The organism is Bacillus sp. J41TS8, assembly GCF_018333035.1.
GTDB lineage: Bacteria > Bacillota > Bacilli > Bacillales > Bacillaceae > Bacillus > Bacillus paralicheniformis.
The window spans coordinates 77570-102606 of sequence record NZ_BORF01000014.1 but is presented as its reverse complement, the minus strand read 5'-3'; the positions used below and the strand labels follow the sequence as shown (position 1 = coordinate 102606).

The 25037-nt window shown below is 50.3% G+C and carries 17 protein-coding genes and 1 pseudogene; 10 read left to right on the top strand and 8 right to left on the bottom strand.

Annotated features, from left to right (window positions below):
• Nucleotides 1-74: 74 nt before the first annotated feature.
• The 3 genes and pseudogenes from KI350_RS23455 to KI350_RS17880 all read left to right on the top strand — a co-directional run.
• Nucleotides 75-518 (top strand): annotated as a pseudogene (locus KI350_RS23455) (NTTRR-F1 domain); the annotation flags it as partial.
• Nucleotides 519-521: 3 nt separating this feature from the next.
• A complete protein-coding gene (locus KI350_RS17885) occupies nucleotides 522-4391 on the top strand; it encodes a collagen-like triple helix repeat-containing protein (RefSeq protein WP_374706270.1) in 3870 nt (1289 codons plus the stop codon).
• Nucleotides 4392-4605: 214 nt separating this feature from the next.
• Entirely contained in the window at nucleotides 4606-6387 is a 1782-nt protein-coding gene (locus KI350_RS17880; RefSeq protein ID WP_244845648.1) for an NTTRR-F1 domain, read from the top strand.
• Between the two features lie 183 nt (nucleotides 6388-6570).
• Here KI350_RS17880 and KI350_RS17875 read toward each other — a convergent pair whose 3' ends face one another.
• The 4 genes from KI350_RS17875 to KI350_RS17860 form a co-directional block, all read right to left on the bottom strand.
• Complete coding sequence (locus tag KI350_RS17875; protein ID WP_212930557.1) at nucleotides 6571-7662, bottom strand: DegT/DnrJ/EryC1/StrS family aminotransferase; 1092 nt, start codon at nucleotides 7660-7662, stop codon at nucleotides 6571-6573.
• Nucleotides 7659-8201, bottom strand: coding sequence for an acyltransferase (locus KI350_RS17870; protein ID WP_212930556.1), 543 nt, complete (start codon nucleotides 8199-8201; stop codon nucleotides 7659-7661). Before KI350_RS17870 ends, KI350_RS17875 begins: the two co-directional genes overlap by 4 nt.
• A 17-nt stretch (nucleotides 8202-8218) precedes the next feature.
• Nucleotides 8219-9193, bottom strand: coding sequence for an NAD-dependent epimerase/dehydratase family protein (locus KI350_RS17865; protein ID WP_212930555.1), 975 nt, complete (start codon nucleotides 9191-9193; stop codon nucleotides 8219-8221).
• A 64-nt stretch (nucleotides 9194-9257) separates the two neighbouring features.
• A complete protein-coding gene (locus KI350_RS17860) occupies nucleotides 9258-10631 on the bottom strand; it encodes a glycosyltransferase (protein ID WP_212930554.1) in 1374 nt (457 codons plus the stop codon).
• A gap of 312 nt (nucleotides 10632-10943) precedes the next feature.
• Between KI350_RS17860 and KI350_RS17855 the strand changes: the two genes are divergently transcribed.
• The 5 genes from KI350_RS17855 (at nucleotide 10944) to KI350_RS17835 (ending at nucleotide 16691) form a co-directional block, all read left to right on the top strand.
• Nucleotides 10944-12026 (top strand): glycosyltransferase, encoded by a 1083-nt coding sequence (locus KI350_RS17855; RefSeq protein WP_065644632.1) that lies wholly within the window; start codon nucleotides 10944-10946, stop codon nucleotides 12024-12026.
• A gap of 121 nt (nucleotides 12027-12147) precedes the next feature.
• Nucleotides 12148-13257, top strand: coding sequence for a DegT/DnrJ/EryC1/StrS family aminotransferase (locus KI350_RS17850; protein WP_065644576.1), 1110 nt, complete (start codon nucleotides 12148-12150; stop codon nucleotides 13255-13257).
• On the top strand, nucleotides 13254-14318 hold the full coding sequence (locus KI350_RS17845; RefSeq protein WP_065644577.1) for a Gfo/Idh/MocA family protein: 1065 nt from the start codon (nucleotides 13254-13256) through the stop codon (nucleotides 14316-14318). Before KI350_RS17850 ends, KI350_RS17845 begins: the two co-directional genes overlap by 4 nt.
• A gap of 85 nt (nucleotides 14319-14403) precedes the next feature.
• Nucleotides 14404-15699 carry a nucleotide sugar dehydrogenase gene (locus KI350_RS17840; protein WP_065644578.1) on the top strand — a complete coding sequence of 432 codons (1296 nt, stop codon included), beginning with the start codon at nucleotides 14404-14406 and terminating at the stop codon, nucleotides 15697-15699.
• 80 nt (nucleotides 15700-15779) lie between these two features.
• On the top strand, nucleotides 15780-16691 hold the full coding sequence (locus KI350_RS17835) for an alpha/beta hydrolase (RefSeq protein WP_065644579.1): 912 nt from the start codon (nucleotides 15780-15782) through the stop codon (nucleotides 16689-16691).
• Here the strand turns inward: KI350_RS17835 and KI350_RS17830 are convergent.
• The gene (locus tag KI350_RS17830) at nucleotides 16688-17080 is read right to left on the bottom strand and encodes a winged helix-turn-helix transcriptional regulator (protein WP_065644580.1); all 393 of its coding nucleotides are present in this window, start codon (nucleotides 17078-17080) and stop codon (nucleotides 16688-16690) included. The two genes, KI350_RS17835 and KI350_RS17830, sit on opposite strands and share 4 nt — an antisense overlap.
• A gap of 130 nt (nucleotides 17081-17210) precedes the next feature.
• On the opposite strand from KI350_RS17830, the gene KI350_RS17825 reads away from it, so the two are divergent.
• Entirely contained in the window at nucleotides 17211-17894 is a 684-nt protein-coding gene (locus tag KI350_RS17825; RefSeq protein WP_065644581.1) for an NAD(P)H-dependent oxidoreductase, read from the top strand.
• A 248-nt stretch (nucleotides 17895-18142) separates the two neighbouring features.
• On the opposite strand, the gene KI350_RS17820 is transcribed toward KI350_RS17825, so the two are convergent.
• Complete coding sequence (locus KI350_RS17820; protein WP_483861451.1) at nucleotides 18143-22477, bottom strand: multifunctional 2',3'-cyclic-nucleotide 2'-phosphodiesterase/3'-nucleotidase/5'-nucleotidase; 4335 nt, start codon at nucleotides 22475-22477, stop codon at nucleotides 18143-18145.
• 232 nt (nucleotides 22478-22709) lie between these two features.
• Between KI350_RS17820 and KI350_RS17815 the strand changes: the two genes are divergently transcribed.
• Nucleotides 22710-23225, top strand: coding sequence for a type 1 glutamine amidotransferase domain-containing protein (locus tag KI350_RS17815; protein ID WP_020450564.1), 516 nt, complete (start codon nucleotides 22710-22712; stop codon nucleotides 23223-23225).
• A 38-nt stretch (nucleotides 23226-23263) separates the two neighbouring features.
• Here KI350_RS17815 and KI350_RS17810 read toward each other — a convergent pair whose 3' ends face one another.
• Entirely contained in the window at nucleotides 23264-23479 is a 216-nt protein-coding gene (locus tag KI350_RS17810; RefSeq protein ID WP_020450565.1) for a DUF1128 domain-containing protein, read from the bottom strand.
• A gap of 91 nt (nucleotides 23480-23570) precedes the next feature.
• Nucleotides 23571-24929: an alanine/glycine:cation symporter family protein gene (locus KI350_RS17805; protein ID WP_212930552.1), complete on the bottom strand. Its 1359-nt coding sequence runs from the start codon at nucleotides 24927-24929 to the stop codon at nucleotides 23571-23573.
• Between the last annotated feature and the right edge of the window lie 108 nt (nucleotides 24930-25037).

The window sequence follows — 25037 nt, the reverse complement described above, 5'->3', positions numbered from 1 at the left end:
TATTCATAGATATTTCATATTTTGTTTGAGGGATATTATTATCTCAATTTTTGAGAAAGGGTGGTGAAACGTGATTGACCATTGAAAATCGAATAATAAATGGAGGGTTCGAAACAGGTTCTCTGCCGCCTTGGACAGGATTTAATGCCGTAGTTACTTCTAATTTCAGCCATTCAGGGATTTATAGCGTTAACTTAGTAACTTCATCGATTGGTATCATAGCCCAGAGCTTTCTGGTTAACCCGGGAGAGAATTTTGAATTTGTTATATCTATTTCAAAAGCTAGCAGCGCTCCTAATCCTGCGATTGTAATAACCGTAGATTATTATAACTCCTCTTTTAACTTTTTGTCGCAGGGATTAAGTTTAACAATTCCAGTAAACCGTCTATCTGCAGTAAATGTTTGGAATGAAATATATGCCGCAACGAATATTGCTCCTCCTGGTACTGCTATAGGGGTGTTAACTGTTCAAAAACTTCCTCTTAGTGGGGGGGCACCAATACTAATTGATGATGTTGCAATGATAACAATTGATCAACCAGGAGCAACAGGTCCGATAGGAGCGACGGGTCCAACGGGAGCGACGGGTGCCACCGGGCCAACCGGAGCCACCGGAGTGACAGGTCCGACGGGAGCAACAGGTGTAACGGGAGCGACCGGAGCAACAGGTCCGATGGGAGCAACCGGAGCGACCGGAGCAACGGGAGTAACCGGGGCAACTGGTGCAACGGGAGCAACAGGTGCCACAGGCGCAACCGGTCCGACGGGTGCAACGGGAGCGACAGGAGTAACCGGAGCAACAGGTCCGACAGGCGCCACAGGAGCCACCGGAGTAACCGGGCCAACGGGAGTAACCGGAGCAACAGGCGCAACGGGAGCGACCGGAGCCACGGGTCCAACGGGAGTAACCGGAGCAACAGGCGCAACAGGTCCGACAGGAGCAACCGGGGCAACTGGTGCAACAGGAGCGACCGGCCCAACAGGAGCGACCGGCCCAACAGGAGAAACGGGAGCAACCGGAGCGACAGGTCCGACAGGCGCCACAGGAGCAACCGGAGCAACAGGTCCAACTGGAGTAACAGGCGCAACCGGTCCGACCGGAGCCACCGGAGCGACGGGTCCAACAGGAGCAACCGGAGCCACCGGAGCGACGGGTCCAACAGGAGCAACGGGAGCAACCGGAGCAACAGGACCAACTGGAGTAACCGGACCAACGGGAGCGACAGGAACAACCGGGGCAACAGGTGCCACCGGAGCAACAGGAGCAACTGGAGTAACAGGCGCAACCGGTCCGACCGGAGCCACCGGAGCGACGGGTCCAACAGGAGCAACCGGAGCCACCGGAGCAACAGGTGCCACCGGAGCGACAGGAGCCACAGGAGCAACCGGCCCAACCGGTGCAATCGGAGCGACAGGTCCGACAGGCGCAACGGGAGCGACTGGTGCAACAGGAGCAACTGGTGCAACGGGAGCAACCGGGCCAACAGGTCCGACAGGCGCCACAGGTCCGACGGGAGCAATCGGAGCAACAGGTCCGACGGGAGCAACTGGAGCCACAGGAGCGACCGGGGCAACCGGCCCAACAGGACCAACAGGAGCAACCGGCCCAACAGGAGCGACGGGTCCAACGGGAGCGACAGGTCCGACGGGAGCGACAGGTCCGACGGGAGCAACCGGTGCAATCGGAGCGACGGGTCCAACAGGAGCAACCGGCCCAACAGGAACAACAGGAGCGACGGGAGCAACTGGAGCAACGGGTCCGACGGGAGCAACTGGAGCAACGGGAGTGACAGGAGCCACCGGGGCAACAGGAGCAACTGGAGCAACGGGAGTGACAGGAGCCACCGGGGCAACAGGAGCAACCGGCCCGACAGGTCCGACGGGAGCAATCGGAGCAACAGGTCCGACGGGAGCCACCGGAGCGACAGGCCCAACAGGAGCAACGGGAGCCACCGGAGCAACAGGAGCCACCGGGGCAACAGGAGCGACAGGAGCCACCGGGGCAACAGGAGCGACAGGAGCCACCGGAGCGACAGGACCAACGGGAGCCACCGGAGCAACAGGTCCAACCGGAGTAACTGGACCAACCGGAGCCACCGGAGCGACGGGGCCAACAGGAGCAACGGGAGCCACCGGAGCAACAGGTCCAACTGGAGTAACAGGCGCCACCGGCCCAACTGGTGTCACGGGAGCCACCGGAGCGACGGGTCCAACTGGAGCAACGGGTCCAACGGGAGCCGCAGGAGCAACCGGGGCAACAGGAGCCACCGGACCAACAGGAGCCACCGGAGCGACAGGTCCAACGGGGGCAACCGGAGTAACCGGACCAACCGGTCCGACAGGAGCCACCGGGGCAACAGGAGCGACAGGAGCCACCGGGGCAACAGGAGCGACAGGAGCCACCGGGGCAACAGGAGCGACAGGAGCCACCGGAGCGACAGGACCAACGGGAGCAACCGGAGCAACAGGTCCAACCGGTCCGACAGGCGCCACGGGAGCGACTGGTGCAACAGGAGCAACCGGAGCAACCGGCCCGACAGGTCCGACGGGAGCAATCGGAGCAACAGGTCCGACGGGAGCCACCGGAGCGACAGGCCCAACAGGAGCAACGGGAGCCACCGGAGCAACAGGAGCGACAGGAGCCACCGGGGCAACAGGAGCGACAGGAGCCACCGGGGCAACAGGAGCGACAGGAGCCACCGGGGCAACAGGAGCGACAGGAGCCACCGGGGCAACAGGAGCGACAGGAGCCACCGGAGCGACAGGACCAACGGGAGTAACCGGAGCGACAGGTCCGACGGGAGCAATCGGAGCAACAGGTCCGACGGGAGCCACCGGAGCAACCGGCCCAACCGGTGCAATCGGAGCGACAGGTCCGACAGGTGCCACCGGAGCAACAGGTGCCACCGGAGCGACAGGTCCAACGGGAGCAACCGGAGTGACAGGTCCGACGGGAGCGACAGGAGCCACCGGAGCGACGGGTCCAACTGGAGCAACGGGTCCAACGGGAGCCACCGGAGCAACGGGAGCCACCGGAGCCACCGGAGCAACCGGGGCAACAGGTGCCACCGGAGCGACAGGACCAACGGGGGCAACCGGAGTAACCGGAGCAACCGGTCCGACAGGAGCAACCGGTCCAACGGGAGCGACAGGAACAACCGGGGCAACAGGTGCCACCGGACCAACAGGAGCAACAGGTCCGACGGGAGTAACCGGAGCCACCGGAGCGACAGGTCCAACGGGGGCAACCGGAGTAACCGGACCAACCGGAGTGACAGGTCCGACGGGAGCAACGGGAGCAACGGGAGCGACAGGAGCCACCGGGGCAACAGGAGCAACAGGAGCAACGGGAGTGACAGGAGCCACCGGAGCGACAGGACCAACGGGAGTAACCGGAGCCACCGGAGCGACAGGACCAACGGGAGTAACCGGAGCCACCGGAGCGACAGGTCCAACAGGAGCAACGGGAGCAACCGGAGCAACAGGTCCAACCGGAGCCACCGGAGCGATGGGTCCAACAGGAGCAACAGGAGCCACCGGAGCAACAGGTCCAACCGGAGCGACGGGTCCAACTGGAGCCACCGGGGCAACCGGAGTGACAGGAGCAACAGGCCCTACGGGAGCGACGGGTCCAACAGGAGCAACGGGAGCCACCGGAGCAACAGGTCCAACCGGACCAACCGGTCCGACAGGAGCCACCGGAGCGACGGGTCCAACAGGAGCAGCGGGAGCAACAGGAGTAACAGGAGCGACAGGACCAACAGGACCAACAGGAGCAACTGGAGCCACAGGAGCAACCGGCCCAACTGGTGCCACGGGAGCCACCGGAGCGACGGGTCCAAGTGGAGCAACGGGTCCAACGGGAGCCACAGGAGCAACGGGTCCGACAGGTCCACAGGGTCCAACGGGTCCGCCGGGTGAAGTAGGAGTAATGGTAGTAGCTGGTCCAACCGGCCCAACAGGACCAGCTAGTCCACAAACCGCTATTTTCTTTAACAATCTATTTGGGTCTACTACTGTTTACAATCCACCAACGATTCCTTTAAATACAGAAGTAACTGTTGTGTCGGTTCCTAATGTATCGGTCACTAGTGGGCAAAATATTAAGGTGGATTATGCATTGGCGATAGAAGCCGTAAATACTGCAAACAGTAATATAATTTTTGAAATAAGGCTATATAGAGGTGGAACTTTAGTTCAAACAAGAATATTTAATAGAAGTCTCGCGGCTGCCGGCACTCAAAGGTTTCCATTAGCCAGCACAATTGTTGATACAATTCCTGCCACCGCAACAGTTGAATATTCCGTTAGGGTAGCGGTAACAATGGCTTCAAACGTTACTTCCGCTGCAGCATTTAATAGAGATTTAAATCTCATTCGGTTCCCTTAAAGGGAGGTTTCCCCTTTTGAAGTTTAATATTAAGTGAAAGAACGTTGCTTTAAAGTTAATATAGTTTGATTCACTTGGATTTAGCTTCTATAAATGTGTTTTAATCGTATGGAAAATAACGTGACCGAGCGTAGTAAGGAAACATAGTATATGTTAGCTTCATTCTTGAAAAGAGAATTGAAGCTAATCTAGTGAAAGGGAGGTAAAATCCTAGATGTCGATCCAAAATTTGGTTGTAAACGGCAGCTTTGAAAACGGGGCACTTCCACCCTGGGTAGGCCAAAATGCAACCGTCACAACTCAGTTTTCTCATTCTGGTTTTTGGTCGGCAAGATTACTGGGCGGGGCTGTTACTTCTTTTATTGCACAATTTGTTCCGGTAGATGCAGGAGAAGGTTTGGAGTTTTTAGTTTCTCTTGCTAAAGAAGGTTTTCCTGCTCCATCGCCTCAGGTGCAAATTCAAGTGTCTTATTTTGATAGTTCATTTAATTTTCTAGGCCAAGGTCTCTTTTTAAATATCCCGTTCAACAGACTACCGATTGTTCAAAATAATACATGGCTTGAAGTCTATCAAACGACGACCCCAGCTCCAGCTGGCTCTACTATGGCTTTCATTTTGATTAATACTTTGCCGCAGGCAGGTACAGCGAATGTCATTGTAGATGATGTAGCACTATTAGATGTAGAAGGCGGAGGAACAGGTCCAACAGGTCCAACTGGCCCGACAGGTCCAACCGGCCCGACAGGAGCGACAGGTCCAACAGGTCCAACCGGCCCGACGGGAGCGACAGGTCCAACAGGTCCAACCGGCCCGACAGGAGCGACAGGTCCAACAGGTCCAACAGGTCCAACTGGCCCGACAGGAGCGACAGGTCCAACAGGTCCAACCGGTCCGACAGGAGCAACCGGCCCGACAGGAGCGACAGGTCCAACCGGAGCAACAGGTCCGACAGGAGCAACCGGCCCGACAGGTCCGACGGGAGCGACAGGTCCAACCGGAGCAACCGGAGCAACAGGTCCGACAGGAGCGACAGGTCCGACAGGAGCAACCGGCCCGACAGGAGCAACAGGAGCAACCGGAGCGACAGGAGCAACAGGTCCGACGGGAGCAACAGGTCCGACGGGAGCAACAGGTCCGACAGGAGCAACTGGTGCAACGGGAGCAACCGGAGCGACGGGAGCAACCGGTCCAACAGGAGCAACGGGTCCAACAGGAGCAACAGGTCCGACGGGAGCAACTGGTGCAACGGGAGCAACCGGAGCGACAGGAGCAACCGGCCCGACAGGAGCAACCGGAGCGACAGGTCCGACAGGAGCAACAGGTCCGACGGGAGCAACAGGTCCGACAGGAGCAACGGGAGCAACCGGAGCAACAGGTCCGACGGGAGCAACGGGAGCAACCGGAGCGACAGGAGCAACAGGTGCAACGGGAGCAACCGGAGCAACAGGTCCGACGGGAGCAACGGGAGCAACGGGAGCGACAGGTCCGACGGGAGCAACTGGTGTAACCGGCCCGACAGGTCCAACAGGTCCGACAGGAGTAACCGGCCCGACAGGTCCAACCGGAGCAACTGGCCCGACAGGTCCAACCGGTCCGACAGGTCCAACAGGAGCAACTGGCCCGACAGGAGCAACTGGCCCGACAGGTCCAATCGGTCTGACGGGAGCAACCGGTCCAACAGGAGCAACGGGTCCAACAGGAGCAACAGGTCCGACGGGAGCAACTGGTGCAACGGGAGCAACCGGCCCGACAGGAGCAACCGGAGCGACAGGTCCGACAGGTCCGACAGGAGCAACCGGAGCAACTGGCCCAACGGGAGCGACAGGTCCAACAGGAGCAACCGGCGCGACAGGTCCAACAGGTCCAACCGGTCCGACAGGAGCAACCGGAGCAACCGGAGCAACAGGTCCGACAGGAGCAACAGGAGCAACAGGAGCAACCGGAGCAACAGGTCCAACAGGTCCGACCGGCCCAACAGGCCCGACCGGCCCTTAATATCTATCGGGTATTAGCAAAGTTTCCAATTAAATGTTTGTTTTCCCGAAAGTTCGCTGTAACGCTACGCGAATGATTCAGGGGGGCAGTAAACCGTAGGTTTACTGCCTTTTTTCTTTCTTTAATTCTAAGAATAAAAAAACATCCCTGTCACTATTTTGTGAAAGGGATGTTTTTGATTGATTAGCCTTTACGTTGGCTAAATGATTGAATGGCTGAGACTACCTGATCCACATTGACTTGGTCATGACAGGGGAGGGTGATCGTATTTTGTTCAAGAAAAATGGAATTGGGTTTAATCTGCCTGTATTTGCGGCGGTAATAGGTAGTGCCGCTTAAGCAATAGGTGCCAAAAGTCGACTCTATATGGCAGTCGCTCAAATATTGAATCAATTCGTCGCGAACGATGTTTTTTGGAACTTTGAAAACGGCGGATTGTATGTTGTGTACAACGTCAGGACCGATTTTTTGACTTTGGAATCCGAGGGGTTCAAGTCGTTCACTATATGCTTTCTGCTGAAGGTTTCTGCGATGAATGATGTCATCTAGTTTTCGGAGCTGTTTAATTCCAAGAGCGGCTTGGATATCAGATAATCTATAGTTATAGCCGAAATCCATAAAATCCATTTGGCCGTCAGCGATGGCGGCGCCATGATTTAATTTGACAGAAAGCCATTCTTTCAACGCTTCCCGGTCGGTTGTAATTGCCCCGCCTTCGCCTGTCGTAAGCAGCTTTCTGGGGTGAAAGCTGAAACAGGTAAGATCGGCAATTTTTCCGGATTTACAGCCGTATTCACTGCTGCCGATCGCACACGCGGCATCATCCACAAGCGGTAAGCCGTACGCTTCACAAATGTGTTTGATGTTGGTGATGCCTGTCGGGTTTCCCAGAGCATCTACAAAAAGAACGGCTTTTGTACGGGACGTGATTTGACTTTCCAGCTCTTCTGGAAGCATGTTAAATGTTTCAAGATCGACATCGGCAAAAACCGGCTTGGCGCCTAAATCTTCTATTACATTGACAGTGGCGGGAAACGAAAAGTCTGAGACGATCACTTCATCTCCGGGTTGCACGTTCAGGCTTTTAAGGCACATCGATAAAGCCGTTGTAGCCGATGTTGTTAAAAAAGCATGCTTTGCATTGACATACTGACTAATATGATCTGCAAATGTTTTGACGAAAGGGCCTTTTGTCAGCATGCCGGAAGAAAATATTTCTTTTAATTCTGCTTCCACTTCTTCAAACGTAATATACGGCTCGATCAATTTAATCATGAGAGCTCCTCATCTTTCACCCTTCGGTTTTTGATCACCTTTGCCGGCACGCCTACCGCTATGCTGTAAGGGGGGATATGACGATTGACGACAGCGTTTGCTCCGATTTTGGAGTGGGCGCCGATCGTAACGCCTGCTAAGATAGACGCACCGATCCCGATGTTGCAGTTTTCTTCAATATGAATAGGAGCGAATGTAAGCGGCGAAAACAAAATGGTACTGTCAGGTTTATCAGGATCGGTATGGTAGGCGGCGTGTATCCGGACATTCGGTCCGATTCCGGCAAATTCTCCGATTGTAACTCCTCCGGCACCGTGTATAAAACATTGCTGTCCGATCCAGCTGTTTGCGCCGATGATCAGGTCATGCTTGTAATAGCCTTTTAAAATCGTGTCATGGCCGATATAAACGTTATCTCCGATATAGATGTTTTCCGGATGAAAAATGCGGACCCCGTCTTCAATAACGACATTTTCGCCGCATCCTCCGAGCTGGGAAAGGGTGAATTCACCTTTTCCTTCGCTTTTCCATTGTTTCAACAAAAGCGCCTCCTTTCTTATTGATCCAAATTTTTTTGAATGCTTTCAGCTGTTCTTCTGATCCCTTCTTCCAGATCCACTTTTGCGCTGAAACCTAGCATTTCTTTTGCTTTATTGACCTGAGGGATGCGAAGTTCAATATCGGCTTCTTTTTTCTCCCCAAAGAAGATTTGCGATTTTGATCCGAGAACTCTGATAATCGTGCTTGCCAATCCGTATACGGTGATCACAGTGCGTTCGTTGCCGATGTTGAAAGACTCTCCAATGGCTTCTTCCATCGTCAAACAGCGCAATATTCCGTCGATCATGTCATCTACATAACACCAGGCCCGGATTTGCGTTCCGTCGCCGTGAATATAGATCGGCTCATCTAACAGAGCTCTGTGAACCATCGTTTTGATGGCGCCTTCCCCGACTTGTTCCGGTCCATAAACATTAAAAGGGCGGACGGTGACGGTCGGGAGCCCCAGTTCTTTAAAATAGGCATACGCCATATGTTCCTCGGCGAGTTTGCTGACAGCATATGTCCAGCGTGCTTCTCCCACCGCTCCTAAAACAGTATGACTGGTCTCGCGTGCTCTGAAAGCGATTTGGCCAAACACTTCACTTGTACTGAAACAGACGACCCTTTTGCATTCGCTTAAACCGGCAGCCGCTTCAAGCAGATTGGCTGAACCGATCATGTTGACCTGCATCGTTTTAACCGGATTTTGAATGACTGTGTCAATCCCTGCGATGCCGGCGGCGTGGACAATGTGACTGGCCCCTTGGATCGCCTTTTTAAGCGCGTTCACATCCAAAATGTCTCCCTGTACCACTTTCAAGTGAGGATGGTCCCGGTAAGATTTATACCGGAGGGAGTCTCTTGAAAAATTGTCGTATACGGTGACGCTGTTGCGCTCTATCAGCTTTCCTATTAAAGAGGATCCGATAAAGCCTGCTCCGCCAGTTATGAAAATATGCTGGCCGGATAACTCTGTCATATCGCTCATCTTGTTCACCTGCTTGTTTCGTTTTTTTTGAAATACAAATCCCCGACGCGAAAGGTGTTCAACATCATCCCGAAAGTAGCGCCTGATAAACAGCCAGCGTTTTTTTGCTGTTTTTCACCATATCATGATGAACTTCTGCATATTTTCTTCCTTTCTGGCCGATTTCCGGCAGCATATCCCGGTTTTTCAGTACATTTTCAATCACTTCTGTAATGTTGTCGGGATTTGCTCTTATGAGAGGCAGTTCGGAAGGATAGTGATCCTTCATAAAATCACTGACCCAGCAGATAACGGGTTTCCCCATTGCCATCGATTCGACGGCAAATAATCCATAGCTGCCGATATGAAGCTGATCAATGATCAAATCCGCCTTTTGATAGATTTTCTTTGCCTGTTCATGAGAAACCCCTCGTACTAGGTGAAAATGAAAATCGTATTTTTCTTTTAAAGACTCCACCGCCTTAAGGATATGGCGGGTTCCTTTTATTTCTGGAGAGGTGGGGGCATGAACGATGAGCGGCTTTTCATTTGACCTGTAGTCAGGAATATAGCGGTCAAGCTGGATCATGGTTGGAATCATGTGGATATGCTCATAATAGTCTTTTACATATTCGTAAAGTTCCATATCGGCGACGATGCAGTGCTGGACATATTGTGAAATTCGTTTGAGGTGATATCGAATTCGCGCTTCGTTTTTCGTTTTTACAACGGCGTATGGATTTGTTTTAGCCAATGTTGAATAAAGCCTCACATCGCTGCCCCAATGATGCATGATCATTGGTTTCCCCGCCTGTTTTAAAATGGGATAATCCGACATGTCCAGCGTAAAGCTCGTGCCAAAATGAAAATGGAACAAATCATAGGATGGCAAGAGATCATTGGCAAGCCTTCTCAGCTTCGCATTCATGGCGGGCGTATTGCGTTCTTTCAGCAATGACCAGGTGTAGTCGGCAGCGTAATTTAAATAATAAGGATAGTAATTTAAAGTGTGTGCAAGCGCGCCATGCTGTGAGAGCCCTTTAGCCAATGTGTTCATTTGGTTGGCGATTTCCATTGTGCCTTGCAAAACGCGGATTTGCCCAGCCGGAGATTCGGTTTTTTCATGAACGGGAAGGTCAAGTTTCGGACTGCTTTCGGTTTCTGCTCCATCTCCTTTTTGAAGATAGGCCGCGCTCTCTTTTTCCCTTCCGGTGCGCAGGCACACTTTTCCCATCAGCAGATTTAAAAATCTGTTATCAGGAAAAAGGTCAAGCCCCCTCCAGAGCCACAGCCAGGCGTTATGGTCATGGCCGAGATAAACAGAAAGAGAGGCTTGAAGAAAATAAAAATCAGGCTCGTTATGCGAGCCGTCAGCTTCCCACTCTTTTAGGCGTTTCATGGCTTTGTTCCAATCTTTTTGTTCCAGACAATGAATGATGTCTGATTTGAAATCTTTCATGATGACCTCCCATCGATCATGCCGCTTTTAATTTCTCCTTTATATGGCAGAATAAAAACACTTTGTGCGCTCTATCATACGTATAAATGAATCTATATGACTGTGTATTTGTGCGAGAGTGTAAGAGAAAAACGTTAAACACATGTTCACTAGTAGTATTTCATTCAAGCGAGAAAAGAAAGTTCTATAAAAACCACTTTGGAAATGGCGCAGCCTGAAATGCTAAAACAGTGACAGCGGCACAAACGCGATCAGCTGCTGGTTCATATTTTATGGGTAGATTTTAAAAAAGAGTCTCAGGGAGTGAAGGCTTTGGTTACAATCAGTCTATGTATGATTGTCAAAAATGAAGAAGAAGTATTGGCGAGATGCCTTGATACAGTGAAAGACATTGTAGATGAAATTAACATTGTGGATACGGGGTCGACAGATCAAACCGTAGAGATTGCGAAGCGATACACGGACCGCGTCTTTTTCTTTGAATGGATCGGCGATTTTGCGGCTGCCCGCAATGAATCGTTCAAACACGCCACGAAGGATTATATTCTCTATCTGGATGCGGATGATGTGTTGCTTGAGAAAGATCAGAAAAAATTAAAAGAGTTGAAGGAAACGCTTGATCCTTCCGTTGATTCCGTGTCCATGTACTATGATGCGGGAACAGACGAATTCGGAAATGTGACCTTAAGGTACCGCCGCAACCGCCTGGTGAAAAGGGAGAAAAACTTTAAATGGAAAGGCGACTGCCATCAATATTTGGAGGTATTCGGGAACATCATCAATGCCGATATCTCGGTGACGCATAAAAAAATCCGCCACTCTGTCGGACGAAACCTCAATATTTACCAAAAGAAGATCGATCGCGGCGACACGTTTACCCCGCGCGACTATTTTTACTACGGAAATGAATTAAGAGAAAACAGACACTACGAAAAAGCAATTGAAAGCTACAATAAAAACATTGAAATGAAAGAAGGATGGATTGAAGACAAAGTATACGCCTGCATCAACAAAGCCGACTGCCACCGCTTTCTCGGCGACTTGGATAATGAGCTGAGATCGCTCTTCCAGTCATTTGAATTTTCCAAAACGCCTCGTGCCGAAACATGCTCAAGAATCGGCTATAACTTTCAGCGGCGGCGGGAATACAATGCCGCTATCTACTGGTATGAGCTGGCAACAACACTGGTGCCTGATTCGAATAAATGGAGCTTCACCTATCCGGCATATTACACTTGGTACCCTCACTTGCAAATGTGCGTGTGCTACTACAATTTAGGAGACTTTGAAAAGTCGTATCAGCACAATGAAGAGGCGAGAAAATACCGTCCCGATGACAAATCCGTCCTTCATAACAAACAGCTGCTGGAAGGGAAATTAGGCATGAACAAATAAGCATGGTCAAGACTTACTGAACAAGTAGGTCTTTTTTTATGAAAAAAATCAAGCCGTGCCAAATTACCGGCAGGCATCATAACTTATTTTGGAACTTTTTGATTTTAGAGGAGGAACAGAGATGATCCCGTTAATCAATTTAAAACGCCAGTTTCAAACGGTAAAACAAGATATTTTACAAGAGTTTGAGCATGTGTTGGACAGCGGCCAATATATATTGGGGCCGAAGGTTGAAGAGCTGGAGAAAAGAATAGCCGAAAAGCTTGGTGTAAAAGAAGCGGTCGCGGTCGCCAACGGAACGGATGCATTAGTGCTGACGCTCGAAGCTTTCGGTATCGGCAAAGGGGATGAGGTCATTACGACGCCGTTCACTTTTTTTGCGACCGCCGAAGCTGTCTCAAGGGTGGGGGCTAAGCCGGTGTTTGCTGATGTTGATCGTGAAACCTGCAACCTTGATCCGGAAAAAATAGAAGAAAACATCACCCCTGCTACTAAAGCGATCATTCCCGTCCACATTTTCGGACAGCCGGCTGATATGGACGAGATCATGGCGATTGCCAAAAAACACGGACTGCTTGTGATTGAGGATGCCTGCCAAGCGTTCGGCGCTTCATATAAAGGGCGTCCTGTCGGCAGCATCGGGGATGCCGCCTGTTTTTCATTTTTCCCGACAAAAAACTTGGGAACGTTGGGAGACGGGGGAATGGTGACGATTTCAGATCCGGATGCGGCTCGGCAATTAAGAACACTCAGAACCCATGGCACAAGCAAAAAATACTTCCATGACAAAATCGGTTTCAACAGCCGTCTTGATGAATTACATGCCGCTGCTTTGCTCATTCTTCTTGAGAAAATCGACGGCTGGAATGAACAAAGAAGAAAAGTGGCCAGCCGCTACAGGGAAGGTTTGAAAAAGGCGGAGCATCTCACACTGCCGGCTGAGAAAGAAGACCGCACACATATCTATCATCTCTATTGTATCGGCGCGAAAGACCGCGACGAATTCATTCAATCGCTGAAAGAGCAGCACATTCATTCAGGCGTGTATTATCCTTGCTGCCTTCATTTGCAAACGGTCTATTCTTCATTGCAGTACAAAAAAGGCGATTTCCCTATAGCCGAGTCCTTGTCCGAAACCCTTTTCGCGATTCCGATGGATCCTTTTCTAGCCGCTGAGGAACAAGAGCAAATTATTTCCGCGTTGCTGAAAAAAGGAGGAGGGGAAAAGTGACGGTTCATTTCGGTTTAATCGGCTGCGGCTATATGTCAAGAAAACATCTTCAAGCACTGGCCGGGTGCGGCGATGCAAAGTTGTCGGCCGTCAGTGATTTGCAGGAAGAAAGAATGAAGGAAGCGGAAGAATACTATGCTTCCCTCGCCGGTGAGAAAAGCCGAATGACCTGTTATCAGCAGTATCAAGCCCTGCTTTCAGATTCCAAAATAGAAGCGGTCATTATTGCGGCGGTTTCGGGACTGCACGCCGAAATGGCCAAAGCCGCGCTGCTGGCAGGCAAGCATGTCATCGTCGAAAAACCGATCACCTTGTCATTGCAGGATGCCGATGAGCTTATTGAACTGGCGGAACAGAACGGGCTGAAGCTCATGGTCTGCCACCAGATGCGCCACCGGCCGATCATGAAAAAGCTGAAGGAAACGATTGAGAGAGGAAAACTGGGAAGGATCTACTTAGGCACAGTATCGCTTCGCTTAAACAGGTCACCCGCTTATTATGAAGCGGCATCTTGGCGAGGAAGCTGGGAAAAAGACGGCGGGATGCTCGTCAATCAAGGGATACATCTGATCGATCTGCTGCAATGGTTTTTAGGTGATGTAAAAGGCGTTTACGGAGATATACTGAGCGGCTCAGGAGCAAAAGAAACGGAAGATGTTGCTATCGGTGTTCTGACGTTTGCCAGTCAGGCGAAAGGAGTAGTAGAAGCGAATATCGTCACACAGCCAAACAATATCGGAAGTTCTCTCTCGATTTTTGGAGAACATGGAACGATTTCATTGGAAGGCCCGGCATTAAACCGGATCAGCCGCTGGTATATCCAAGGGGAGAAGGCGGCTGCTGAAGAAGCGGCGCAGCTGATTGATCTCGGCGGCGAACAAACCGCCATGTATCAAAACTTTATAAGCGCCGTCAAGCGCCAAGACACCCTATTGGTTGACGGCTATGAAGGGAAAAAGGCGATTGAAACGATTTTTGGAATCTACCAGTCTGTGTTGCAGAAGCAGCCGGTGCAGCTGCCTCTTTCTTCATTTCAAACTTCTGATATGAAAAATAAATAGGTTTTGATTTGGTAGATCGTCCCTTTCAAAAAAAGATTTAAAACATAGTTTATTAAAGGAATGTACAGAAGGGGCGATTTGATAAATGAGCAAACAGGAAATGCATAACGAAACGATAGCGGTCATCGGCTTGGGGTTTGTCGGTCTGCCCTTGGCCATGTTGTTGATATCAAAAGGAATTCGGGTTATCGGTGTTGATTTGGACAAAAAGAAAGTCGAGGCATTACGGAAAGGAAACAGCTATATTTCAGATATCAACGATCAAGCGGTGCAGGACGGAATAGGCACCGGTTTCTTTCGTCCTGTTTCGGACTACGGTTTAATCGGTGAAGCGGATGCCGTCATCATCTGCGTACCGACGCCGCTCAATGATGATGCGGGCCCTGATTTGACTTATGTGAAAAGAGCGGCGCAATCGATTGGAGGGCACTTGAAAAAAGGGCAGCTCGTCGTATTGGAAAGCTCGACATATCCAGGTACGACAAGGGACATCGTCAAGCCGATCCTCGAAGAAAGCGGCCTTGTATGCGGAAAGGATTTTTATTTGGCTTATTCTCCAGAACGCGTTGATCCGGGCAATCAATTCCCGATTGAAGTCGTGCCGAAGGTAGTGGGAGGCGCGACGGAGGCATGCCTTGAAAAGGTGCATCAATTATACAGCGGCATTTATGAAGAGGTTGTGCCTGTCACATCGCCGGAAACAGCAGAGCTGACAAAGCTGCTCGAAAATACGTACCGGTTTATTAATATTTCATTCATTAATGAATTCGCGATGATCTGCGACAAGCTCGGGGTGAATGTATGGGAAGTCATCGAGGCGGCAAGCACAAAGCCGTACGGCTTTGCGGCGTTTTATCCAGGTCCCGGCATCGGCGGCCATTGCATCCCCGTCGATCCGCTGTATTTGCAGTTTGTCATGAAACAAAGCGGTTTATCGAGCGACTTTATCGAGCTGTCGGAAGCGACAAATGCAAGAATCGTCCGCTATATCGCAGAACGTTCCTTGCAACTGGCAGGGGAAGATAAGGCGACAGACGCCCGCATTTTAATCTACGGCGTCACCTATAAACGAAATATAGCGGATGTCCGCGAATCAAAATCGCTTGATATTATAGAGAAGCTGATCGGTATGGGGGCCGATGTTTCCTACCATGATCCGCACGTTCCGGAACTCGATCTCAGCGGCAAAAAACTGGCCAGCATGCCGATAGATTCAGAGATGCTGAAAGAGTACGACTGTGTTGTCGTTTTGACTGATCATGACGCACTTCCGAAAGAGCTGTTACTAAACCATGCAACCGTGATATTTGATACAAGAGGCGTATTGAGAGAAGCAGCCGGAAAAGCGAAAGTCATCCAGCTCGGAAACGGATGCTCTTGACGCCAATTTTTTGCCGCGACTCACGCCCAGACCCGTTCGGAATACAATAAGTTAAAACAAGAACGTAAAGGGTGAGGGCCGTGTGGATCGGAATTTTGTTGATGGTCTTTGGAATTGGGATCAGTATTTTTGCCGTCAGTCTGATTGTCAGCTATTTGTTTGTTATGCCGAACCGGAGCACATATGAAGAAACCTTTTTCAGCGGACTCAAACACGGCGAGATCATCGATGATGTGTTTGAGTCACACGACAAAGAAGAGCTGTTTTTGACGGCGGGGGATGGATGCCGGCTGCATGCGCTGCTTTTTCCTGTTCAAACGAGCAGGAAAGCTGTCATCGTCTCCCACGGCATCAAGTGGTCGCTGTTTGGAGGGTATAAATACGTCGAGCTGTTCCAGTCCATCGGCTACAATGTCCTGCTTTGCGACAGCAGGTGCCACGGATTGAGCGGCGGTTCACACGTTTCTTACGGATATTACGAAAAGGACGATTTGGCGAGGTGGGCTGACGAGCTTGAGAACAGGTTCGGCAAAGACCTTTGGATCGGGGTGCTTGGCGAATCGCTCGGAGCCGCGGCTGCCATCGAGCTGATGAAACAGGACCGGAGAATCAAGTTTTGTATTGCCGATTCCTGCTTTAGCGATTTAACAGAGCTATGCCGCTTTCAGCTGAAAGCCGCCGTCAAATTGTCCGTGCCGTTTCTCATCCCGTTGGCAAGCGGGCTGATCAAGCGGCGCCACGGCTGGAGCCTTGCCGACATATCGCCGGTCAGCAATCTTGAGCAGTCAGACACGCCGCTGTTTATCATCCACGGCACAAATGATCAGCTTGTTCCGCCGGAAATGGCCAAAAGCCTGTATGACCGGAAAAAAGGGATAAAGAAACTATATTTGATTGAAGGCGCGGGACATGTCGGCGGATTTCGCCACGATCCTGAAGAATACTTAAACAGAATCAAAGACTTTCTCTTAAAAATCGAGCCGGCCAATTAGCCTTGCGATTCCAGCATTTCAGCGTCAGCCGATCTTTGGCGTGCTTCCTTAATTTTGCCGGCATAGGAAGCTCCCCAATTCATCATTTGACTGATGATCGGGATCAGCGTCTTGCCGAACTCAGTTAAACTGTACTCGACTTTCGGAGGAACCTGCTTATAAATCGTGCGGCAGACGATGCCGTCGCGCTCAAGTTCGCGAAGCTGGAGGGTCAGCATCCGCTGTGTCACGGCGGGAATTAAACGCCGCAGCTCATTAAAGCGTTTTTTATCATCGATCAAGTGATACAGAATGACGCTTTTCCATTTGCCGCCGATGATATCGATCGTTGCTTCTACCGGGCATGAATAACCGTCCGGTGCTTCGCATGCCTTCGGATTCTGTTTCATTTTTCTCTCTCCTTAGTATAAAAAATGATACTATGCCACAAAAATGTGCGTACTTTCTAATTGCTATTATAATGATTAGAATGAAATTGAGAAAGGAATATAAACTATATTCAAAAGGAGAGAACAGAACATGACACAGCAATCCAAGAAGCAGGAGATTCTTGACGCATTCCAATTTAGACACGCGACTAAAGAGTTTGATCCGGACAGAAAGATATCAGACGAGGATTTTCAGTTCATTTTAGAAGCGGGCAGACTGTCGCCAAGCTCGGTCGGCCTCGAGCCGTGGAAGTTCGTCGTCGTCCAAAATAAAGAGCTGCGGGAAAAACTGCGCCAGGTCTCATGGGGCGCGCAGGGACAGCTTCCGACGGCCAGCCATTTCGTTTTGCTGCTCGGACGCACGGCTAAGGAAATGCGACATGATTCCGGGTATGTTGCAGATCAGTTAAAGCATGTGAAAAAAATGCCGGAGGACATCATTGAAAATATGCTGAAAGAAGACGGTGTTCTGAAAAGTTTCCAAGACGGCGATTTTCATTTGTACGAAAGCGACAGAGCGATGTTTGACTGGGTATCAAAGCAAACGTACATCGCGCTTGCCAACATGATGACGGCGGCTGCTTTGATCGGTATTGACTCCTGCCCGATTGAAGGCTTTAACTACGACAAAGTCCACGACATCCTTGAAAAAGAAGAATTGTTGGAGGACGGCCGCTTTGACATCTCGGTCATGGCTGCTTTCGGATACCGCGTGAAAGAGCCGCGTCCGAAGACAAGACGGGCGCTTGATCAAATCGTGAAATGGGTTGAATAAGAAAAGTACGGTTCTGCCTTTAGCAGACCGCCTCAGCGTGTCGACAAACCCTCGCATTCGTTGTCAGGCCTGCGCGTCGGTGCTCACGAATTCCAACATTCGCTCCGCTCCGATGCTCAGCCTTCCTAGACTGCAAAGGTTTTCAATCACGCTGAAAGGATGACAAAATCCCAAAACTAAAAGTCGTTTTGGGATTTTGTCAACAATCTGAGTGCGGTTCTGCCTTTAGCAGACCGCACTTTTTTTATTTAGATTTGGAGCTTGCGCCGCTTCCTTTGGTAAAGGTACAGGCCGCTTCCGGATATAAGCAGCAGCAGGCCGAGCATCAGCCAATGATAGGCGTTTGTAGCGGTGTCAGGCAAAAATCCGCCGTTTGAACCATCTGAAGGTTCATTTCCGTCATCTGACTCGCCGCTGTCATGACCGCCTGATCCGTCTCCGCCGCTTCCGGCGCCGGGCGAAGCAGGGGGTTCACCGCCGCTGCCGCCATCCGGGCCGTCATCATCGCCGGAACCCGGCGGAAGTGAAGGAGACCCGGCATCATTGTCATTCATCACAGTATACTCGCTGAAATGGTCGACATAGCCTGCAACGGTACGGCCTTTCGTATAGCCGTTTGGCACTTTTGTGAAGCTGTTGTTTTTGCGGTCGACATAATAGACGCTCAAATGTTTGTCAGGAGCATCGACTTGGAAAAACAGTCCGACAGGCTTTTTAAATGTGCTGACCGTTTTTCCTTTCTGCTGAATGTTGAAATCATACACCTTTGTGACCGCCTGCTTGATATTCTTGGCGATTTTGATGCTGATTTTAGTCTTTTCGCTTGCCAGATTAACGGCTGGAAGCTGCATCGCAATGCGATCGTTTTTCAGGGTGATATTTGGATCGTCAGTTCTTTCTTTGACAAGGTCAGTCTGTGCTTTTGTCATATTCAGCTTGATGTGGTCTTTTTCCGTGTCAGGGAAATAAGCAATCACCTGATTTGCGTTTTTCGCGTATGTTTCGAACGGCTTTTCCGCAAGCGTCCAAGTGCCGTCTGTCTGACGGTCAGGAAGGAACACTTCTGTGATTCTGTTTTCGATGTTCGGTGAAACAGAATCGTACAAGGCAAGCTGTTCTGTAAAAATGTCGTAATCGGTAAAGCCGAGATCGACACCGTTTTTCGCTTCTTTAAAAACGGAATAGCCGTCTCCGCCGCCGCCCATGAAGTTATTTGTAGCGACACGGTAGGTTTTTTCCAAATCGAGCGGAACAGCGTCCCCTTTGTCATTGACAAGGTTTACATCAAGGATGCGCTCACCTTTTGGCTTGCTCAGTGTAAAGGTGAAGGATAAACCCGCGACATGCGGAAATGCGCCTCCGCCTTCTTCGACTTGGCTCACCCCGTGCTCAAGCGCTTCTTTAATTTGCGCCCCCGTCAGATCAGCGGCATAAAGGGTGTTGCCGAACGGCATGACTGTCAGCACATCGCCGAGTGTGATGTCGCCTTTGGCAATACCGCTTCTGATTCCGCCGCCGTTTGTGATGGCGATGTCAGCGCCGCCGGCTTGTTTTGCTTTCTTCAGCATGCCGTCCGCGATAAAATTGCCGAGGTTTGTTTCTTTTGAGCGGACATGCTCGCGTTTTCCGTCAAGCGGGACATCGGCATAGCCTACTTTTTTCTTCTTCAGTTCGTCAATATCTTCTTTAAAGCCGTCAAGCACTTCTTTCGCAGGAGGGTCTTCGTCCACTTTGCCGTCGATCGCGATCAAATTGAACCTTGATTGATCCGTTTGAACGACGCCTTTCTCATCAAACACAACATCGACCCTTCCTAAAAACTGCCCGTAGTCTTTCACTTGGGCGACGATTGTCGGTTCTTCGTTCTCCACCACTTTTAAATGATCGACGAGTGTATGCGTATGCCCGCCGATAATCAAATCGATGCCCTTCACTTTTTTGGCCAGTTCCAGATCCCGGTTGTAGCCGAGGTGGGTGAGGGCGATGATTTTGTTGACCTTTTCTTTTTCTTTCAGTTCCTTGATCGTTTTCTCCGCTGACAGATAAGCGTCATGAAAGGCAATGTTCGGACCGGGGCTTGACGTATATGACGTATCTTCCGTTGTCAGCCCGAATACGCCGACTTGTTCGCCGTTTACATCAAGCAGAATATAAGGATAGATGCCGCTTTCTTTCTTTTCTCCCGCTGTTAAGAGTGCAGGCTCTTTTTGAAAGCTTCGCAGCTGAGGCTCCTTTGATACATCGACATTGGAGCTGACGATTGGAAAATCGGGCTTTTCCAGCTGGTGTCTGTTTAACGGATCGACGGCCGCATTGTTTCCGCTGAGAAAGTCTGCGAGCACTTTCGGCCCTTTATCAAATTCATGGTTGCCGAAGGTCATGGCGTCATAGCCCATCATGTTCATCAGCTTCAAATCGGCGAGTCCGTTCCATTTTGTAAAATACAAGTCACCGGAAAAGACGTCGCCGGCATCGAGCAGCACATTGTTTTCTGTTTCACTGCGGATTTCTTTCACTTTGGCAGCGCGCCTTGCCGCTTCATCAAGGTGGGCGTGCGTGTCGTTCGTGTGCATGACTGTTAACGTCCAGTTTCCATCATCAACCGGAGGCTCTGAACCTTCAAAGTTCAGCTTATAGACGCCATATCCGCTGTTTTCGGATTCCCTGACAAAATCGATGTCCTTCGCTTTTTCAGCAAACGGTTTGGCGAGGAGAGAAGATTCGAATGTTACATCGGCTCCTTTAATCGGAGCGATCGACCAGTTGTTGTCGGCGGCAGGATTGACCGTTTTCTTTTCCATGATGTAGTTCATGAGCACCTGCCTGTTTTCATCAGCCGCCGCATAAACGACTTTGTCCTGGGTCAGATGCGGGAATCCGCCGCCCCCGGACGCGCGGTAATTATTTGTGACCACAAGAAATTCCTGATCGTCGCGGACTGGTTTTCCGTTGTAAGATAACTGTTTGACGCGGTTTGCCTGCGGATTTTTCACCCCGCCTGACGCATTGTATTTCGCCGGTTGTGTGACATCGATCTGGTAGGTCACACCGTCAATGACATCGAAATTATACGATCTGAAATCGGGGTTGAGGAGCGCTTGTTCACCCGATTTTGAAGGATCGATCTGGTTGAACTGCCCGGCCGACATTTCGATCCAGTCCTTCACTTCGCTTCCCGTCAGCTTGACGATATAGAGTGTATTGTCGTACAAATACAGATCGCCGATGTTTTTGATCGCAAGATTTCCTGCTTTAATGTTTGTATAATAATCAGCACCGTTGCGCCCTCCTGCTTTAAACGGCGCGCCCGCTGATAAAATCGGCAGGTTTTCGTATTCCGTTCCTTTCATGACATCTTCCGCATACCATTTTTGTGCGTCTGTGACAATCTGGATCGAAGGATCGTCTTTTACCTGTGCGAAAAAGCTGTTAATATCGGCTTCCGTTTGGCCAACCGGCGCGCGGACGTATTCAAGCGTTTTTTCGTGCGTGTCTTTAATCGCGGAAACGACGGTTTCGTTTCGCGACGTCACATTTCCGGCAATCGCTTCCGTTTTTGCGCTGGCATCTTTCACTGTCCATTTGCCGCTGTCCTGTTCAAGCTGCATATCGATGATTCCTAAATGGCTGCCCCAGTTTTTCGGCATGACGACAGGGATGCCGTTGATCGTTCCTTTTTGATTGTCGATCACGCCATTTCCTGGATAGTCGGTACCGGGGAACAGACCGTGCTGGTGTCCGGAGATGATCGCATCTATTCCTTCCGTCTTGAGAGCCAGGTCATATACGGCGTTTTCTGCTCCCGCCGCCTGTCCGCCATTTTCAATTCCGGAGTGGGCGATCGCAATGATCACGTCGGCGCCTTCTTGCTTCATTTTCGGAATCGTTTGTTTCGCTGATTCGGTGATGTCCTGCACCGTGATTTTGCCGTCCAGATGCTTTTTATCCCATGTTAAAATCTGCGGCGGAACGAAGCCGATGTAGCCGACTTTAAGCTGGTGCTTTTGGCCGCTTTCATCCGTCAGCGTCCGCTCTTCAATATGATATGGCGTATATTTGTTCTTTCCGTCCGATGTTTTTATATTGGCATTGACAATGGGAAATTCGGCGCCTTTTATCGTGCCGTCAAGGAATTCAAGGCCATAGTTGAATTCGTGGTTTCCGAGCGTGCCGGCGTCATAGTGCAGTTTGTTCATGACATCAATGATCGGGTGTGTTTTCGTTCCGGAGATAATTGCTTCACGTTCATGTTTGAAGATATATTCCCCTAGAGGGTTCCCTTGAATTAAGTCGCCGTTGTCGACAAGAATCGTGTTCGGATTCCGGCTCCGGTGCTTTTCGATCAGCTGAGCCGTGCGGACCAGTCCGAATTCTGCCGTTTCTTTGTCGGCATAGTAGTCATAGTCCATGATATGGGCGTGGATATCTGTCGTACCCAGGATGCTGAGGTTGATCAGCGGGTGTTCATTTGGTTCTTCTGCATATGTCTTGGTGTTTGGAATGAGTAAACTGAGTATCATCACTGAGGTTAGCAGAATACGGAGAATGTTTTTCCTTGAAAACCGTCTTTTCTGTATTCCCACCATTTCTCCACCTTTCAGATTAGAGTAACAATTTCTATTGTAAGAACTTTTTGTAAAGTTTTGTAGAACTTTCGTTGCGAATATTGTAAACACTCAGAAAATGATTCCAAAGTCTGTCCCTGTCTGCCGGGTGACTTAGGTACTTTGTCGCGAGGAACGTGCGGATGTTTTATTTAGTGTGGCAGGGGGAAATGGATTTATGTAGACAGAAGCTTTTGGGAGGGTGATCAATATGAGCAAAAACATTGCAGTTGTTCTGACAGATTACTTTGAGGATTCGGAGTATACCGAGCCTGCGAAAGCGTTCAAAGACGCCGGGCACCAGCTTACGGTTATTGAAAAAGAGAAAGGCAAAACGCTGAAAGGCAAGCAAGGCGAGGCGCAGGTGGAAACAGATGCGTCCATTGATGAAGTCAGCCCGGCCGATTTTGACGCGCTGTTGATTCCGGGCGGATTTTCGCCGGATATTCTCAGAGCCGACCAGCGTTTCGTATCGTTTGCGAAATCCTTTATGGATGACAAAAAACCGGTGTTTGCGATCTGCCACGGCCCGCAGCTTTTAATCACCGCCAAGGCTCTGGACGGACGCAGTGCAACAGGCTACACATCGATTCAAGTCGATTTGGAAAACGCCGGGGTTCAATTTAAGGACGAGGAAGTTGTCGTCTGCCAGAACCAGCTTGTTACAAGCCGAACGCCTGACGACATCCCTGCGTTTACACGCGAATCTTTGAAGCTGCTCGGCTAATGAAAAAGACCGGAATAGATTTCCGGTCTTTTTTATGTTTATTTTCGGAGTGCAGCCAGTTCCTCTGCGATTGCCTGCATTTCGCTCGGACTGAAAGATTTCTTTTTCATCACCATTTTGTGCAGGTATTCAAGATCTTCAAGCTTTTCATTGCTGAAGGCTTCAGCTTTGATGACGCCGATGTTCAGCATGTTTAGTTTTTGCGAGATCTCTTCGATCATTTTGTTCAGCTCGGCTGTTTTCTGCTCTGACAAGAAGGCACATCCTTTCTCACTGATTTTGTAGTCTTTATTGTAACAAAATTAAGCGAGAAGAAAAGGACGGCTGTCAAAAAGCATCTCCGGTTTAAACGGATACGCTCTTTTGCTTTTCCGCTTTTTCGGCTTTGATTTTGGCAAGGATCTGTTTGGACTCATAGATGACAATCCCTGTCAAACCGAGCAGTCCGATCAGGTTCGGTATCGCCATCAGACCGTTCAGCATATCGGCCAGCGCCCAGACAAAGTCATTTTTAAAGACCGCTCCGAAAAAGACGGCGATCACAAAGATGACACGGTAGACGATCGCATATTTTTCATTCAGCAGGTAGGTGAAGCATTTTTCTCCGTAGTACGACCAGCCCAAAATCGTCGAATAAGCGAACAGCAGCAGTCCGATCGCAACGATTGTCGATCCCGCAGGGCCGAGAAAATGTGCGAACGTCATCGATGTCAGCGCATCGTTTTTTTCTGTCAGATACATGTTTCCCATGACAATCGATATCCCCGTAATCGAGCAGACAATCAATGTGTCGATGAAAACCTGGGTCATAGAGACAAGTGCTTGGCGAGCCGGCATATCAGTTTTTGCCGCGGCTGCCGCGATCGGCGCCGAGCCGAGCCCTGCTTCATTTGAAAATACGCCCCGCGCCACGCCCCAGCGGATCACGGTTCCGATCGCGCCTCCTGCCACGGCCTGGCCGGTAAACGCGTCAGAAAAAATTAAACCAACCGCGCCTGGGACAAGTTCAAAGTTTGTGACAAGAATGATCAACCCGGCGATGACATAAAATAAAGCCATGATCGGCACGAACAGCGAGGTGACTTTGCCGATGCTTTTAATCCCACCGAGAATAACAAGTGCTGTAAAAATCGTGACAATGATGCCGGTTACCCAGGCAGGCACAGAAAATGTGGAGCTCATGACTCCGGATACAGAATTTGACTGAACCATATTGCCTATTCCGAAAGCGGCAAGCGCCCCGAATATGGCAAATAACACACCAAGCCACTTTTGCTTGAGGCCGTGTTCCAAATAATACATCGGGCCGCCTGACATTTCGCCGTTTTTGTCTTTCACGCGGAATCTGACAGCAAGCACCGCTTCGGCATATTTCGTGGCCATTCCGAAAAAGGCGGCGAGCCACATCCAAAACACGGCGCCAGGCCCTCCGGCAATGACAGCTGAGGCGACACCGACGATATTCCCGGTACCGACCGTAGCGGCAAGGGCAGTCATCAACGCCTGAAAGTGGGAAATATCGCCTTCGGAGGATTTATCCTGATGTCTTGAAAAGGCAAGCTTTAATGAGTAAGGCAAAAGTCTGATCTGCAAAAAAGCCAGCCTGAAAGTCAAATAAATACCTGTTCCAACAATGAGGATCAAAAGCGGAGGTCCCCATAAAAAACCGTTCATTGTATCTACAATATGTGAAATAAAATCCATAGGCGAAATATCCCCCTTTAATTTTGTGTCTAACTAGAATATTCTGAAAGTTTGTTAGATTTGTCAATAGCATTGTCATCTTTTCTTCCCAAAGTTGAAAAAAACAAA